Annotated in this window: 12 protein-coding genes; 10 read left to right on the top strand and 2 right to left on the bottom strand. The window is 65.3% G+C overall.

Annotated elements, in window-relative coordinates:
* The first annotated feature begins 137 nt into the window (after window positions 1–137).
* The 3 genes from aceE to lpdA all read left to right on the top strand — a co-directional run bounded on the left by aceE (window position 138) and on the right by lpdA (window position 6,627).
* Window positions 138–2,834: a pyruvate dehydrogenase (acetyl-transferring), homodimeric type gene (gene aceE / locus DIE12_RS23625; protein WP_044849249.1), complete on the top strand. Its 2,697-nt coding sequence runs from the start codon at window positions 138–140 to the stop codon at window positions 2,832–2,834.
* Window positions 2,835–2,904: 70 nt separating this feature from the next.
* Window positions 2,905–4,557 (top strand): dihydrolipoyllysine-residue acetyltransferase, encoded by a 1,653-nt coding sequence (gene aceF / locus DIE12_RS23620; protein ID WP_124488316.1) that lies wholly within the window; start codon window positions 2,905–2,907, stop codon window positions 4,555–4,557.
* Between the two features lie 300 nt (window positions 4,558–4,857).
* Window positions 4,858–6,627: a dihydrolipoyl dehydrogenase gene (gene lpdA, locus DIE12_RS23615; RefSeq protein ID WP_124488315.1), complete on the top strand. Its 1,770-nt coding sequence runs from the start codon at window positions 4,858–4,860 to the stop codon at window positions 6,625–6,627.
* 208 nt (window positions 6,628–6,835) lie between these two features.
* On the opposite strand, the gene DIE12_RS23610 is transcribed toward lpdA, so the two are convergent.
* Window positions 6,836–7,402, bottom strand: coding sequence for a phasin family protein (locus DIE12_RS23610; RefSeq protein ID WP_044848197.1), 567 nt, complete (start codon window positions 7,400–7,402; stop codon window positions 6,836–6,838).
* A gap of 655 nt (window positions 7,403–8,057) precedes the next feature.
* On the opposite strand from DIE12_RS23610, the gene pbpG reads away from it, so the two are divergent.
* Window positions 8,058–9,209 carry a D-alanyl-D-alanine endopeptidase gene (gene pbpG, locus DIE12_RS23605; protein ID WP_044848196.1) on the top strand — a complete coding sequence of 384 codons (1,152 nt, stop codon included), beginning with the start codon at window positions 8,058–8,060 and terminating at the stop codon, window positions 9,207–9,209.
* 99 nt (window positions 9,210–9,308) lie between these two features.
* Here pbpG and DIE12_RS23600 read toward each other — a convergent pair whose 3' ends face one another.
* Window positions 9,309–10,118: an IclR family transcriptional regulator gene (locus DIE12_RS23600; protein WP_124488314.1), complete on the bottom strand. Its 810-nt coding sequence runs from the start codon at window positions 10,116–10,118 to the stop codon at window positions 9,309–9,311.
* Window positions 10,119–10,300: 182 nt separating this feature from the next.
* Here DIE12_RS23600 and DIE12_RS23595 point away from each other — a divergent pair, with 182 nt between their 5' ends.
* From DIE12_RS23595 to DIE12_RS23570, 6 genes are all read left to right on the top strand, one after another.
* A complete protein-coding gene (locus tag DIE12_RS23595) occupies window positions 10,301–11,023 on the top strand; it encodes a (Fe-S)-binding protein (protein WP_044848195.1) in 723 nt (240 codons plus the stop codon).
* 35 nt (window positions 11,024–11,058) lie between these two features.
* On the top strand, window positions 11,059–12,471 hold the full coding sequence (locus DIE12_RS23590; RefSeq protein ID WP_044848194.1) for a lactate utilization protein B: 1,413 nt from the start codon (window positions 11,059–11,061) through the stop codon (window positions 12,469–12,471).
* 127 nt (window positions 12,472–12,598) lie between these two features.
* Complete coding sequence (locus tag DIE12_RS23585) at window positions 12,599–12,826, top strand: hypothetical protein (protein ID WP_124488312.1); 228 nt, start codon at window positions 12,599–12,601, stop codon at window positions 12,824–12,826.
* A gap of 101 nt (window positions 12,827–12,927) precedes the next feature.
* Window positions 12,928–13,410, top strand: coding sequence for a low molecular weight protein-tyrosine-phosphatase (locus DIE12_RS23580; protein ID WP_124522154.1), 483 nt, complete (start codon window positions 12,928–12,930; stop codon window positions 13,408–13,410).
* Between the two features lie 114 nt (window positions 13,411–13,524).
* Entirely contained in the window at window positions 13,525–14,064 is a 540-nt protein-coding gene (iscR, locus tag DIE12_RS23575; protein ID WP_006760276.1) for a Fe-S cluster assembly transcriptional regulator IscR, read from the top strand.
* Window positions 14,065–14,127: 63 nt separating this feature from the next.
* The gene (locus DIE12_RS23570; RefSeq protein WP_044848191.1) at window positions 14,128–15,351 is read left to right on the top strand and encodes an IscS subfamily cysteine desulfurase; all 1,224 of its coding nucleotides are present in this window, start codon (window positions 14,128–14,130) and stop codon (window positions 15,349–15,351) included.
* Window positions 15,352–15,359: the final 8 nt, after the last annotated feature.

Here is a 15,359-nt window from a genome sequence, read left to right as displayed (position 1 = left end):
GAAAAGATCTCATAATTCGAAAATTCTGTTGCGCGGGGCCGGCGACGCTCATTACAATCCGTCGGAGCTTGCCCGCAGGCCGCGCCGCGTCGTCTGCACGAGAGCGATCCTCACATTCCAGGACCCAGGAGACGAGAATGTCCGCTGTACCGAACGAAGTGATGAAATATGTCGCCGCCGAACGTGACGACGACCCGCAAGAAACCGTTGAATGGCTCGAGTCGCTCGACGGCGTGATCTCGTCGGTGGGCACCGGCCGCGCGCATTACCTGATCGAAAAGCAGATCGAGTTCGCCCGCATGCACGGCGAACACCTGCCGTTCTCCGCCAACACCCCGTACATCAACACGATCCCGGTCGAAGCCCAGGCGAAGATTCCGGGCGACCAGGACCTCGAGCACCGCATCCGTTCGTACACGCGCTGGAACGCGCTGGCGATGGTGCTGCGCGCCGGCAAGGACACGAACGTCGGCGGCCACATCGCGTCGTTCGCATCGGCCGCGACGCTCTACGACGTCGGCTACAACCACTTCTGGCACGCGGCGTCCGACCAGCACGGCGGCGATCTCGTGTTCGTGCAGGGCCACTCGTCGCCGGGCGTGTACTCGCGCGCGTTCCTGCTCGGCCGCCTGTCGGAAGAGCAGCTCGACAACTTCCGCCAGGAAGTCGACGGCAAGGGCATCTCGTCGTACCCGCACCCGTGGCTGATGCCGGACTTCTGGCAGTTCCCGACGGTGTCGATGGGTCTCGGCCCGATCATGGCGATCTACCAGGCACGCTTCATGAAGTACCTGGAATCGCGCGGCATCGCGAAGACCGCCGGCCGCAAGGTCTGGGCGTTCCTCGGCGACGGCGAGACGGACGAGCCGGAATCGCTCGGCGCGATCGGCATGGCGAGCCGCGAGAAGCTCGACAACCTCGTGTTCGTGATCAACTGCAACCTGCAGCGTCTCGACGGCCCGGTGCGCGGCAACGGCAAGATCATCCAGGAACTGGAATCGGAATTCCGCGGCGCCGGCTGGAACGTGATCAAGGTCATCTGGGGCAGCCGCTGGGATGCGCTGTTCGCCCGCGACAAGACGGGCGCGCTGATGCGCCGCATGATGGAAGTCGTCGACGGCGAATACCAGACGTACAAGTCGGAGTCGGGCGCGTTCGTACGCGAACACTTCTTCAACACGCCTGAACTGAAGGCGCTCGTCGCCGACTGGTCGGACGACGACATCTGGGCGCTGAACCGCGGCGGCCACGATCCGCACAAGATCTACGCGGCGTTCCACGAAGCGACCAACACGAAGGGCGCGCCGACCGTCATCCTCGCGAAGACCATCAAGGGCTACGGGATGGGCGAGTCGGGCCAGGCGATGAACATCACGCACCAGCAGAAGAAGCTGCCGGTCGAGCAACTGAAGAAGTTCCGTGACCAGTTCCGCCTGCCGATCACCGACGAGCAGATCGCCGACGTGCCGTACCTGAAGTTCGAGGAAGGCTCGAAGGAGCTCGAATACATGCGCCAGAAGCGCATGGACCTCGGCGGCTACCTGCCGCATCGCCGCGAGAAGGCGACGTCGCTGCCGGTGCCGGCGCTCGACGCATTCGAGCCGCTGCTGAAGGGCACGGGCGAAGGCCGCGAGATCTCGACGACGATGGCGTTCGTGCGGATCCTGAACATCCTGCTGAAGGACAAGGCGCTCGGCAAGCGCGTCGTGCCGATCGTCCCGGACGAATCGCGTACGTTCGGCATGGAAGGCCTGTTCCGCCAGATCGGTATCTGGAACCAGGAAGGCCAGAAGTACGTGCCGGAAGATTCCGACCAGCTGATGTTCTACAAGGAATCGGAAACCGGCCAGATCCTGCAGGAAGGCATCAACGAAGCGGGCGGCATGTGCGACTGGATCGCGGCAGCGACGTCGTATTCGACGCACGGCGAGATCATGGTGCCGTTCTACATCTTCTATTCGATGTTCGGCTTCCAGCGGATCGGCGACCTGGCATGGGCGGCGGGCGACATGCGCTCGCGCGGCTTCCTGCTCGGCGGTACCGCGGGCCGCACGACGCTGAACGGCGAAGGCCTGCAGCACGAAGACGGTCACTCGCTCCTGTGGGCCGCATCGGTGCCGAACTGCATCAGCTACGACCCGACGTTCGGCTACGAACTCGCGGTGATCGTCCAGGACGGCCTGCGCCGCATGGTGCAGGAGCAGGAAGACGTGTACTACTACATCACGGTGATGAACGAGAACTACGAGCACCCGGCGATTCCGCAGGGCGAGCACGTAGCGGCCGACATCATCAAGGGCATGTACGCGTTCAAGAAGGCCGACGCGGACGCGAAGGCGCCGCGCGTGCAATTGCTCGGCGCGGGCACGATCTTCAACGAAGTGATCGCTGCCGCCGACCTGCTGAAGAACGACTGGGGCGTCGCGGCCGACCTGTGGAGCGTGCCGAGCTTCACCGAACTCGCGCGTGAAGGCCACGAGATCGAGCGCTGGAACCTGCTCCATCCGACCGAGGAGCGTCGCCTGTCGCACGTGCAGAAGTGCCTGAAGGACACGCAGGGTCCGGTCATCGCGTCGACCGACTACGTGCGCGCGCTGGTCGACCAGATCCGCGGCCAGATCGACCGCCGCTTCGTCGTGCTGGGCACGGACGGCTTCGGTCGTTCGGACACCCGCGAGAAGCTGCGTCACTTCTTCGAAGTCGACCGTCACTGGGTCACCGTCGCCGCGCTGAACGCGCTGGCCGACGAAGGCACGATCGAGCGCAAGGTGGTCGCGGACGCGATTGCCAAGTACAACCTCGATCCGTCCAAGCCCAACCCGATGACCGTTTAACGCACACGCGCCGTGTGATGCCGCGCGCCGCTTCCGGGAGGGGCGCGCGCGGCCATGGAGACACAAAAAGATGAGTCAAGCGATCGAAGTGAAGGTGCCGGATATCGGCGATTACAAGGACGTGCCCGTCATCGAGGTGCTCGTGAAGGTGGGCGACACGGTCGAGCCCGAGCAGTCGCTCGTCACGCTCGAGTCGGACAAGGCGACGATGGACGTCCCGAGCCCGGCAGCCGGCACGGTCAAGGAAGTGAAGATCAAGGTGGGCGATTCCGTGTCGGAAGGCTCGCTGATCGTCCTGCTCGAAGGCGGCGCCGCGGCGCAGGTGAACGGTGCGGCCGCGCCGGCAGCCGCACCGGCTCCGGCGGCAGCGCCCGCACCCGCGCCGGCTGCGGCAGCGCCGGCTGCCGCGCCGGCCACGTCGGGCGGCACGCTCGAGGTGAAGGTGCCGGACATCGGCGACTACAAGGACGTCCCGGTGATCGAGATCGGCGTGAAGGTCGGCGACACGGTCGAGAAGGAGCAATCGCTCGTCACGCTCGAGTCCGACAAGGCGACGATGGACGTGCCGAGCCCGGCCGCAGGCGTCGTGAAGGAAATCAAGGTCAAGGTGGGCGATTCGGTGTCCGAAGGCACGCTGATCGTGCTGCTCGACGCCGCTGGCGGCGCGCCTGCCGCCGCGCCGCAGGCGAGCGCGCCGGCTCCGGCCGCTGCCGCGCCGGCACCCGCCGCCGCACCGGCACCCGCGAAGGCTGCACCGGCTCCGGCTGCTGCCGCGCCGGCCGCCGCAACGTCGGGCGAGTACCGCGCGAGCCACGCATCGCCGTCCGTGCGCAAGTTCGCGCGCGAGCTCGGCGTGGAAGTCGCACGCGTTCAGGGTACCGGTCCGAAGGGCCGCATCACTAAGGACGACATCACCGGCTTCGTGAAGGGCGTGATGACGGGCCAGCGCGCGGCACCGGCCGCGGCAGCCGCGCCGGCAGGCGGCGGCGAGCTGAACCTGCTGCCGTGGCCGAAGGTCGACTTCTCGAAGTTCGGCCCGTTCGAGGCGAAGCCGCTGTCGCGCATCAAGAAGATCTCGGGCGCGAACCTGCATCGCAACTGGGTGATGATCCCGCACGTCACGAACAACGACGAAGCGGACATCACCGAGCTCGAAGCGCTGCGCGTGCAGCTGAACAAGGAGCACGAGAAGGCGGGCGTGAAGTTCACGATGCTCGCGTTCGTGATCAAGGCGGTCGTCGCCGCGCTGAAGAAGTTCCCGACCTTCAACGCGAGCCTCGACGGCGACAACCTGGTGTTCAAGCAGTACTACCACGTCGGTTTTGCCGCTGACACGCCGAACGGCCTCGTCGTGCCGGTGATCCGCGACGCGGACAAGAAGGGCCTCGTCGACATCGCGAAGGAAATGGCCGAGCTGTCGAAGGCCGCGCGCGACGGCAAGCTGAAGCCGGACCAGATGCAGGGCGGCTGCTTCTCGATCTCGTCGCTCGGCGGGATCGGCGGCACCAACTTCACGCCGATCATCAACGCCCCGGAAGTCGCGATCCTCGGGTTGTCGCGCGGGCAGATGAAGCCGGTGTGGGACGGCAAGCAGTTCGTGCCTCGGCTCACGCTGCCGCTGTCGCTGTCGTATGACCATCGCGTCATCGATGGCGCGGAAGCCGCGCGGTTCAATGCGTATCTCGGCGCGTTGCTGGCCGATTTCCGTCGCATCATTCTTTGATGAGCGTGGGAGTGGCTCGCGGGGGCGTGGGGTTGATGTCTGTGATCCTCGCCCTGTCGTTGAACCTGTTTCGCTAATGGTCTGCTAGCGTCGCCCCTGCGCGGGGCGGCGGTCACTTTTCTTTGTCCCACAGGGACTACCTTCGGGTCGTCTTCCAAAGAAAAGTAACCAAAAGAAAGGCGCGTCCTTGGGCGGACGGCAAAGGTGGTCCTGCCCAGGTTCGCGTTCTTTTGTCAGGCCGTAGTCGGTTCTTGCGGGTTTCTCCCCCTCTGTCTGCAGCTAATCAAGAAGGGGACAGTAATGAGTCTCATCGAAGTCAAGGTTCCGGATATCGGCGATTTCAGCGGCGTCGATGTCATCGAAGTCAACGTGAAGCCGGGCGACGTGATCGAAAAAGAGCAGACGCTCATCACGCTCGAATCGGACAAAGCCTCCATGGAAGTGCCCAGCGACGTCGCCGGCACGGTCAAGGAAGTCAAGGTCAAGGCCGGCGAGAAAGTCTCGCAAGGCACCGTGATCGCCATCGTCGAAGCAGCGGCAGGCGCAGCCGCGCCCGCGAAAGCAGCCGAACCCGCAAAGGCCGCAGCACCGGCTCCGGCCGCCGCGCCCGCCGCCGCCCCGGCCGTCGCTCCGCAAGCCGGCAGCTACAGCGGCTCCGCCGACATCGAATGCGACATGCTCGTGCTCGGTGCCGGCCCCGGCGGCTACTCGGCCGCATTCCGCGCAGCCGACCTCGGCATGAAGACGGTGCTCGTCGAACGTTACTCGACGCTCGGCGGCGTCTGCCTGAACGTCGGCTGCATCCCGTCGAAGGCGCTGCTGCACACGGCGCTCGTCATCGACGAAGCCGCGGCGCTCGCGTCGCACGGCATCTCGTTCGGCAAGCCGGAAGTCGATCTCGACAAGCTGCGCGACTTCAAGGGCGGCGTCGTCAAGAAGCTGACGACGGGCCTCGCCGGCATGGCGAAGGCGCGCAAGGTCGAAGTGGTCACCGGCGTCGGCGCGTTCGTCGATCCGTATCACATGGAAGTGCAGGGCGAGAACGGCAAGAAGGTCGTCAAGTTCAAGCAGGCAATCATCGCCGCCGGCTCGCAGGCCGTGAAGCTGCCGTTCATGCCGGAAGACCCGCGCGTCGTCGATTCGACGGGCGCCCTCGAACTGCGCCAGCTGCCCAAGCGCATGCTCGTGATCGGCGGCGGCATCATCGGCCTCGAAATGGCGACGGTGTATGCGACGCTCGGCGCCGAGATCGACGTCGTCGAAATGATGGACGGCCTGATGATGGGCGCGGACCGCGATCTCGTGAAGGTCTGGGAAAAGTACAACGCGAAGCGCTTCGGCAACGTGATGCTGAAGACCAAGACGGTCGGCGCGGAAGCGAAGGAAGACGGCATCTACGTGAAGTTCGAGGGCGAGAAGGCGCCGGCGGAAGCGCAGCGCTACGACCTCGTGCTGGTGGCGGTGGGCCGCAGCCCGAACGGCAAGAAGATCGGTGCCGACAAGGCAGGCGTCGCGGTCACCGACCGCGGCTTCATCGACGTCGACAAGCAGATGCGCACGAACGTCCCGCACATCTTCGCGATCGGCGACATCGTTGGCCAGCCGATGCTCGCGCACAAGGCCGTGCATGAAGGCCACGTCGCAGCGGAAGCCGCGCACGGCGAAAAGGCGTACTTCGACGCGCTGCAGATCCCGTCGGTGGCGTACACCGATCCGGAAGTGGCGTGGGCCGGCAAGACGGAAGACCAGTGCAAGGCCGAAGGCATCAAGTACGGCAAGGCCGTGTTCCCGTGGGCCGCATCGGGCCGCGCGATCGCGAACGGCCGCGACGAAGGCTTCACGAAACTGATCTTCGACGAGGAAACCCATCGCGTGATCGGCGGCGGGATCGTCGGCCTGAACGCGGGCGACCTGATCAGCGAAGTGTGTCTCGCCGTCGAGATGGGCGCGGACGCGGAAGATATCGGCAAGACGATCCATCCGCACCCGACGCTCGGCGAATCGGTCGGCATGGCCGCGGAACTGTACGAAGGCGTCTGTACGGACCTGCCGCCGCAACGCAAGAAGTAACGCGATCGGCTCGGCCGGCCTCGCGCCGGCCACGAAAAACGCCGCCGCCCGGGATACCCGGACGGCGGCGTTTTCTTTTGCCCGCGGCCGACGGCAGTGCCCGGTCCGTGCTGCGCCATCGCACCAGCGCCACCGGGATGCCCGGATGTTCCGTCGCTGGAAACAAAAAAGCCGCGCAGTGCGCGGCTTTGTCAGGAGCAGGGGACGCTTACGCGGCCGGCTTGCTCGAACGGCGCGATGCAGCAGCGCTCGCAGCCTTCGTCGCGACAGCGGCAGCCGCGTTGAAGTTCGTTTCGGCGATCTCGACGGCTTGCTTGGCAGCCTTCTGGACCGTTTCGTACGTCGTGTTCGCAGCGTTCAGTGCCGACTTCAGTGCGGCGACAGCCGTTTCCGAACCGGCCGGAGCGTTCTTCGCGACGTTGTCGACGAGTGCCTGGACCTTCTTGTTCTGCTCTTCGAATTGCGCTTCGGCAACCTTCGCGAACTCGGCTTGCGTCGACGACGCGATTTCATACAGGTGACGGCTGTACGACAGCACCTTTTCCGCGACCGGCTGCGACAGGCTCGCTTGCAGCGCGATCAGTTCCTGTGCGTCCTTCACCGACAGCAGGCGCTGCGCGTTTTCCTGGCTTTCGGTCAGCGTCGACTTCACGACCTGCAGGTTGAGTTCGATCAGCTTTTCGACGCCTTCGAACGCCTTGGTCGTCAGACCGAACAGGCTTTCGAGGTTGGCTTTCTGTGCGGCGGCGATTTGCTCGGGGGTCAGCAAGGACATGTCAAGCTCCTGAAAAGCGATCACGTCGATCGCAGGGATAAAGGGCACTACGATGGGGAACCTCGGCGCCGCGTGCTTTGTGCAACGCAGCAATGAGTCATATTTTAGGGCAGAGAAAAGTCTTGTCAAGCACTTTTTGTGCATTGCACAATCACGACAAATTATCGATAAAACAACGGGTTATCGCGGCCGGTTCGGAATCGGTTTCAGACGTGTTCCCACATGGTGCGCACTTGGCCGGGGCAGGCGCGCCGCACCGTGATCATGCACAGGTAAACCTGACAGGCATGTGGAACGTTATGCTTCTGTTCCTGTCGAAAAGCGCGCCGTTTCGCGATGCGCATGCCGTGGCGATGTGCCGCCGCCGCGGTCAAGACCGGTGCCTGGTACACCGAACGCCGGATACGTACTTTCCCCGCTTTAATTCGTCGCCAAAGTGACGTTATCTCAATTAACCGCGTGGTAATTCGGGAGACGGGTACTGTCGGGCGGCGCATCCCATGAATTTTTTCGATGGGAGCGCGAGGGTTGATCGAGTCATCGTTGGTCGACCCTTACATTCCGGTTTAACGACGATCGGTAAGTGCCTAATATTGCTCTTTTTTTCAGCTTTAACTACACTTGCGGAAACCCCGCCCGCTTTGTCCAGACCCCAATGAAAGCCGAATCGTTTTCACCGCGCAGATTGTTGCAGAGCATGACGCTCGGCACGGCTGTGTCGGTCGCCGTCGCCTTGCTGGCGACCGCCGCGTCCGTCGCGCCCGCTGACGCCTTTGCCGCCACTGCGAAGACCCACCAGGCCGCCAAGAAAGCCGCTTCCACTTCTTCGGAAAAGAAGCGGACGGTGAAGGCCGCCTCCGCGAAATCCGCCAACGTCGCGTCGGCCGATGCGCCGAAGGCATCGCGCAAGCGCGCGACGCTCGCGTCGAACGTGCACGGCCATCGCGGCGCGGTGCGCAAGGTCGCGTTCCAGCCGCGTCGCCCGACGGTCGGCCAGGCATTCGGCCTGCACGACACGCCGGACGCGCTCGCGCTGCGCTCGAGCGTCGCGTACGTCGTCGACCAGAACACCGGCGAGCCGCTGTTCGACAAGAATTCGCTCGCCGTCGTGCCGATCGCATCGATCTCGAAGCTGATGACGGCGATGGTCGTGCTCGACTCGAAGTCACCGATGACCGACCAGATCGAAGTCACCGACGAAGACCGCGACTACGAGAAGGGCACGGGTTCGCGCCTGTCGGTCGGCTCGGTGCTGTCGCGCGAGGACATGCTGCACATCGCGCTGATGGCGTCGGAAAACCGCGCGGCCGCCGCGCTGTCGCGCTACTACCCGGGCGGCCGTCCGGCGTTCATCGCCGCGATGAACGCGAAGGCGAAGTCGCTGGGCATGAACGACACCCACTTCGAGAATTCGACGGGCCTGTCGAGCTCGAATGTGTCGAGCGCACGCGACCTCGTGAAGATGGTCAACGCGGCGTACCAGTACCCGATGATCCGACAGTTCTCGACCGACCGCACGTACGACGTCAATACGGGCAAGCGCAACCTGGTCTACAACAGCACGAACGCGCTGATCCGCGGCAACGGCTCGTGGGACATCGGTCTGCAGAAGACGGGTTTCATCAACGAGGCGGGCGAATGCCTCGTGATGCAGGCGACGATCCATGGCCGGCCGATGGTGATGGTGCTGCTGGATTCGTTCGGCAAGTATTCGCGCTTCGCCGACGCGGCACGCCTGCGCAACTGGCTCGACGCCGGCGGCGGCGAGCGCCTGACGGCCGCCAATACGGCGAACGGCGGCACCTGAGCGTGTCACGGCGGTTCGCGCCGTGCCGATCGCCGCAAAGAAAAAGCCCCGCGATGCGGGGCTTTTTTTCATCTGGCGCCATGCGGCGGGCGGCGCGGCTCACGCGTGCCGTTGCAGCCCTTCGGCATCCTTCGTGGGCGCGGGCCGGTAGCCGAGCGATTCCGAGATGGTCAGCGCGGTGCGGCTCAGCTGGCCGAGCCACGCGTCCTGCAGGCGGTCCGCCGGGGCCGACAGCGACAGGCCCGCGACGAGCTTGCCCGAGTCGTCGTAGATGCCGGCCGCGATGCAGCGCACGCCCAGCTCCAGTTCCTCGTTGTCCCGCGCGCACGATTGCTGGCGCACGAGTGTCAGCTCGCGCTCGAGCTTCGCGATGTCGGTGATGCTGTTCTGCGTATGGCCGGACAGCCCGGTGCGCGTCGCATAGGCGCGCACGCGCGAGGTTTCGTCGACCGCGAGAAACAGCTTGCCGACCGACGTCAGATGCAGCGGCGCGCGGCCGCCGATTGCGCGGACGACCTGCATCCCCGAGCGCTCGGAATACGCGCGCTCGATATAGACGATTTCGTCGCCCTGACGCACCGACAGGTTCACGGTCTGGCCGGTCAGGCGATGCAATTCGCGCATCGGCATCAGCGCAGCGTCGCGTACCGACAGGCGCGCCTTCACGAGGTTGCCGAGTTCGAGCAGCCGCATGCCGAGCCGGTAGGTGCCGGGATCGGAGCGGTCGACGAGGCGGCAGGTCACCATGTCGTTGAGGATGCGGTGTGCGGTCGACGGATGCAGCTCCGTGCGCTGCGCAAGCTCTTTCAGGCTGACGGGGTCGCTGTGCGCGGCGAGCGCGTCCAGCAGCCGCATCATGCGTTCGATCACCTGGATCGACGTTTTGGAATCCGGGGTGGGTTGGCTCATGTCGGGGGAGAATCGGTTGACGCGTCAAGCGGTGTTGCGTCGATTGTATCTCGTATCGTGAAAAAAGCGAACGCCGTTCGAGGAAGTCCTCGTTTCCGGCATCGCGCACTTGCGCGCGCGCCGGCGTTGGTCTTGCCGGCCAAACGGCGGATAATGAGAGCCGTTTTCTCGAAGGAGCGCGTATGCGAGTCGGTTTGTTCGTGACCTGCCTGGTCGACCTGATGCGTCCGGAAATCGGCTTTTCCGCGCTGAAACTGATTCGCGAAGCCGGCTACGAGGTGTTCGTGCCGCCCGCGCAAACCTGCTGCGGCCAGCCGGCCTACAACTCGGGCGACCGCGCGCTCGCACGGGATCTCGCCGAAAAGACGCTGCGCGAGTTCGAGCAGTTCGATTACGTCGTCGCGCCGTCGGGCTCGTGTGGCGGCATGATCCGCGCGCACTACGGCGACCTGTTCCGCGACGACCCCGAACTGATGGGGCGCTATGCGCGATTCCAGCAGAAAGTCTACGAACTGACCGATTTCCTCGCGAACGTCGCGAAGGTGACGCTCGCCCCCGGCGAATTCACGGGGCCCGTCACCTATCACGACTCATGCTCGGGCCTGCGCGAGCTCGGCGTGAAGGCGCAGCCGCGCGCGCTGCTCGCGCAGCGCGGCGTGGCCGTCACCGAGATGAAGGACTGCGAGCACTGCTGCGGCTTCGGCGGCACGTTCGCGGTCAAGTACGGCGACATTTCGGCGGCCATCGCGGACGAAAAGTGCGCGAACGTGCGCGCGTCCGGTGCGGGCGCCGTCGTGCTCGGCGATCTCGGCTGCATGCTGAACATCGAAGGGCGGTTGCGCCGCACGGGCGACCGCGACACCCGCGTGCTGCACGTCGCGCAGGTGCTGGCGGGCGACGTCTGACGCCCGGTTCCCGCTTACTTTTCCTCGATACCGCGATGCAAGTTCAATCGATGCATTTCAAGGCGCGCGCCGGCCAGAAGCTGGCCGACCAGCGCCTGCAGCAGAACCTGAAGAAGCTGTCGACGAAGTTCGTGTCCGCGCGCGCCGATGCGATGACCGCGATCGACTTCCAGGCGACGCGCGCCGCGCTGAAGGCGCGCCGCAACCGTGCGCTGGAGAACCTCGACGTGTGGCTCGAGGCGTTCGAGCGCGAAGCGACGCGGCGCGGCACGACGGTGCTGTTCGCGGAAACGACCGCGGACGCCGCGCGGCTCGTCGCCGACATCGCGCGGCGCCACGACGTGAAGAAGGTCATCAAGACGAAGTCGATGGTGTCCGAGGAAATGCGCCTGAACGCGGTGCTTGCCGAGATGGGCGTGCAGTCGATCGAGACGGACCTCGGTGAATACATCCTGCAGATCAACGACAACGAGCCGCCGAGCCACATCATCGCGCCCGTCGTGCACAAGGACAAGGACGAGATCGCCGACCTGTTCGCGCGCACGCACCACCGCGAGCGGCTGACCGAGATTCCGGACATGACGCGCGAGGCGCGCGAGGTGCTGCGCCCGCATTTCCTGTCGGCCGACATGGGCGTGACGGGCGGCAACTTCGTGATCGCCGAGACGGGGTCGGTTGCGCTCGTCACGAACGAAGGCAACGAAGGGATGTGCACGGTGATGCCGCGCGTGCATGTCGCGGTGACGGGCATCGAGAAGGTGCTGCCGACGCTCGAGGATCTCGCGACCGCGATGCGTCTGCTGCCGCGTTCGGCGACCGGCCAGAAGACCTCGAACTACTTCTCGGTGCTGACCGGGCCGCGCGGCCCCGGCGACGAGGACGGCCCGGAACACAACTACGTGGTGCTCGTCGACGGCGGCCGCACGGGCCTGATCGGCGGCGAATTCCAGGAGATGCTGCGCTGCATCCGCTGCGGCGCGTGCATGAACCATTGCCCGGTGTACCAGAAGGTCGGCGGGCACGCGTACGGATGGGTCTATCCGGGCCCGATGGGGTCGGTATTGACGCCGAGCTACGTCGGGATCGACCGTGCGCTCGACCTGCCGCAGGCCGCGACGCTGTGCGGCGAATGCGACAGCGTGTGCCCGGCCGGAATCCCGCTGTCGCACCTGCTGCGCACGCTGCGCGAGAAACAGGTCGAGCGGCACCTGCGGCCGTGGCGCGAGCGCGCCGCGCTCGCCGCGTGGGGCTTTGTCGCGCGCCGGCCGCTCCTTTACGCGCTGACGACCAAGCTCGCGGTACGGATCCTCGAGCGGCTGGGCGGCAACGGCGGCACGCTGCGGCGCCTGCCGATGATGGGTGGCTGGATGGACACGCGCGACATGCCGACGCCGACCGGCCGGACGTTCCGCGAACTGTACGCGGCCTCGCAAAGCCACCTGGGCTGACGACTGTTCATCGGGTGGCAACAGTGCGTTCGCTATTCATGTATTTATCTTGATAGGTGCGGTCTATAGAATCCTGCCTGTAGTCCCCGGAATCGGGTTTCGGGGCATGAGGTCAAGGAGCCGCATCATGAAAAAGACAATATCGATGTACTGGCCGCTGGCAATCGTCGTTCCGCTCGCCGCGGCCGCTTATCTGCACGCGATGGCCGACGCGCCGGCGAGTGGACCGATCGCCGTTCACCAGGCATCGGCCGAGCTCGCGCGCGCGGTGTCGTTCGGTCTGGTCGACGACGCGGCGACACCGTTGCCGGCCGCATCCGGCGACGTCGTGCTCGCCGCACCCAAGGCGCTGTAAGGCACGCCGCCGTCGCTTTGCGCGGCGGCGCGATTCCGGGCGCCTTTGTATAATGGCGCGTTGTTCTCCCGCGCGGCTCGCCGCGGCTTTCCGATAGTGCGATGACCCGCGTTGCGATCTGTTTCGTCTGTCTCGGCAATATCTGCCGTTCGCCCACTGCAGAAGGCGTGATGCGCCACCAGGTGGACGCGGCCGGGCTGGCCGACCGGATCGAGGTCGATTCGGCCGGTACCGGCGACTGGCACGTCGGCGAGCCGCCCGACACGCGCGCGCAGGCGGCGGCCCGCACCCGCGGCTACGACCTGTCGGCGCTGCGGGCGCGGCAGGTGAGCGCGGCGGATTTCGAGCGGTTCGACCTGCTGCTGGCGATGGACGAAGCCAATCTCGCGGAATTGCGGCGGCGCTGCCCGCCCGGGCATCGCGACAAGGTGCGCCTCCTGATGGAATTCGCGCCGGGCGCGGCCGGGACCGAAGTGGACGATCCTTATTTCGGCGGCGCGCAGGGCTTCGAACAGGTGCTCGACCAGGTCGAGCGCGCGTGCGCGGGCCTGCTGGACACCCTCCGGAGCGGTACCGCACGCTGATCGTGGGGTATTCAGCGGTCTGCGAATACCCTGTCGAAGACATGGATACTTGACTAAAAACGTCAAATATTTATACTTGACCAAAATCGTCAAGATTGCAGTCCCCTAGACACCATGAGACTCACCACCAAAGGCCGTTTCGCCGTCACGGCGATGATTGACTTGGCACTGCGCCAGGAGCAGGGCCCGGTGACGCTTGCAGGCATCAGCCAGCGCCAGCGGATTTCGCTCTCGTATCTCGAACAGCTGTTCGGCAAGCTGCGCAGGCATGAAATCGTCGAATCCGTGCGCGGCCCGGGCGGCGGCTACAACCTCGCGCGTCGCGCGCAGGACGTCACCGTCGCCGACATCATCATCGCGGTCGATGAACCGCTCGACGCCACGCAGTGCGGCGGCAAAGGCACGTGCGACGGCTCGAAGCAGCCCGACGGCCATTGCATGACGCACGAGCTGTGGTCGACCCTGAACCAGAAAATGGTCGAATACCTCGATTCGGTATCGCTGCAGGATCTCGTCGATCAGCAGCGCGCACGCGAGGGTGCGCCCGCGGTGCTGCGCGACCGGCGCGCGCCGGAGCCCGCCGCGGCGCCGGCCGAACCGGTGCGCACGATGCCGCTCGGTCCCAATTCGGTGTTCAACATCGCGAGTTCGTGAGCGCGAACGCGCCGCACACCCCATAACGCACATAGTCCCTGCACAGAATACCCGGAGCGACAGATGACCCAAGAGACTCTCCACCTGCCCATCTACATGGATTACAGCGCGACGACGCCGGTCGACCCGCGCGTGGTCGACAAGATGGTGCCGTACCTGCGCGAGCAGTTCGGCAACCCGGCATCGCGCAGCCACGCGTACGGCTGGGATGCCGAGCGCGCGGTCGAGGAAGCGCGCGAACAGGTGGCTGCGCTCGTGAACGCGGATCCGCGCGAGATCATCTGGACGTCCGGCGCAACGGAATCGGACAACCTTGCGATCAAGGGTGCCGCGAACTTCTACAAGGGCAAGGGCAAGCACATCGTCACGGTGAAGACCGAGCACAAGGCCGTGCTCGACACCTGCCGCGAGCTCGAGCGCGACGGCTTCGAAGTCACCTATCTCGACGTGAAGGAAGACGGCCTGATCGACCTCGACGTGTTCAAGGCCGCGCTGCGCCCGGACACGATCCTCGTATCCGTGATGCACGTGAACAACGAGATCGGCGTGATCCAGGACATCGAGACGATCGGCGAGATCTGCCGCGAGAAGGGCATCGTGTTCCACGTGGACGCCGCACAGTCGACCGGCAAGGTCGAGATCGACCTCGCGAAGCTGAAGGTCGACCTGATGTCGTTCTCGGCGCACAAGACCTACGGCCCGAAGGGCATCGGCGCGCTGTACGTGCGTCGCAAGCCGCGCGTGCGCATCGAAGCGCAGATGCACGGCGGCGGCCACGAGCGCGGCATGCGTTCTGGCACGCTGGCGACGCACCAGATCGTCGGCATGGGCGAAGCGTTCCGCATCGCGCGTGAAGAAATGGCGACCGAGAACGAGCGCATCCGCATGCTGCGCGACAAGCTGCTGCGCGGCCTGTCGCAGATCGAGGAAACGTACGTGAACGGCGACATGGAGCACCGTGTCCCGCACAACCTGAACATCAGCTTCAACTTCGTCGAAGGCGAGTCGCTGATCATGGCGATCAAGGACGTCGCGGTGTCGTCGGGCTCGGCTTGCACGTCGGCGTCGCTGGAGCCGTCGTACGTGCTGCGTGCACTCGGCCGCAACGACGAACTCGCGCACAGCTCGATCCGCTTCACGGTCGGCCGCTTCACGACGGAGCAGGACGTCGACTTCGTGATCAACCTGCTGAACAGCAAGATCGCGAAGCTGCGCGAACTGTCGCCGCTCTGGGAAATGCACCAGGAAGGCATCGATCTGTCGACGATCGAATGGGCCGCACACTGAACACCGCA

This window comes from Burkholderia sp. Bp9015, from assembly GCF_003853505.1.
Classification (GTDB): domain Bacteria; phylum Pseudomonadota; class Gammaproteobacteria; order Burkholderiales; family Burkholderiaceae; genus Burkholderia.
The sequence above is the reverse complement of the archived record's forward strand: the minus strand, read 5'-3'. Positions and strand labels throughout refer to the sequence as shown.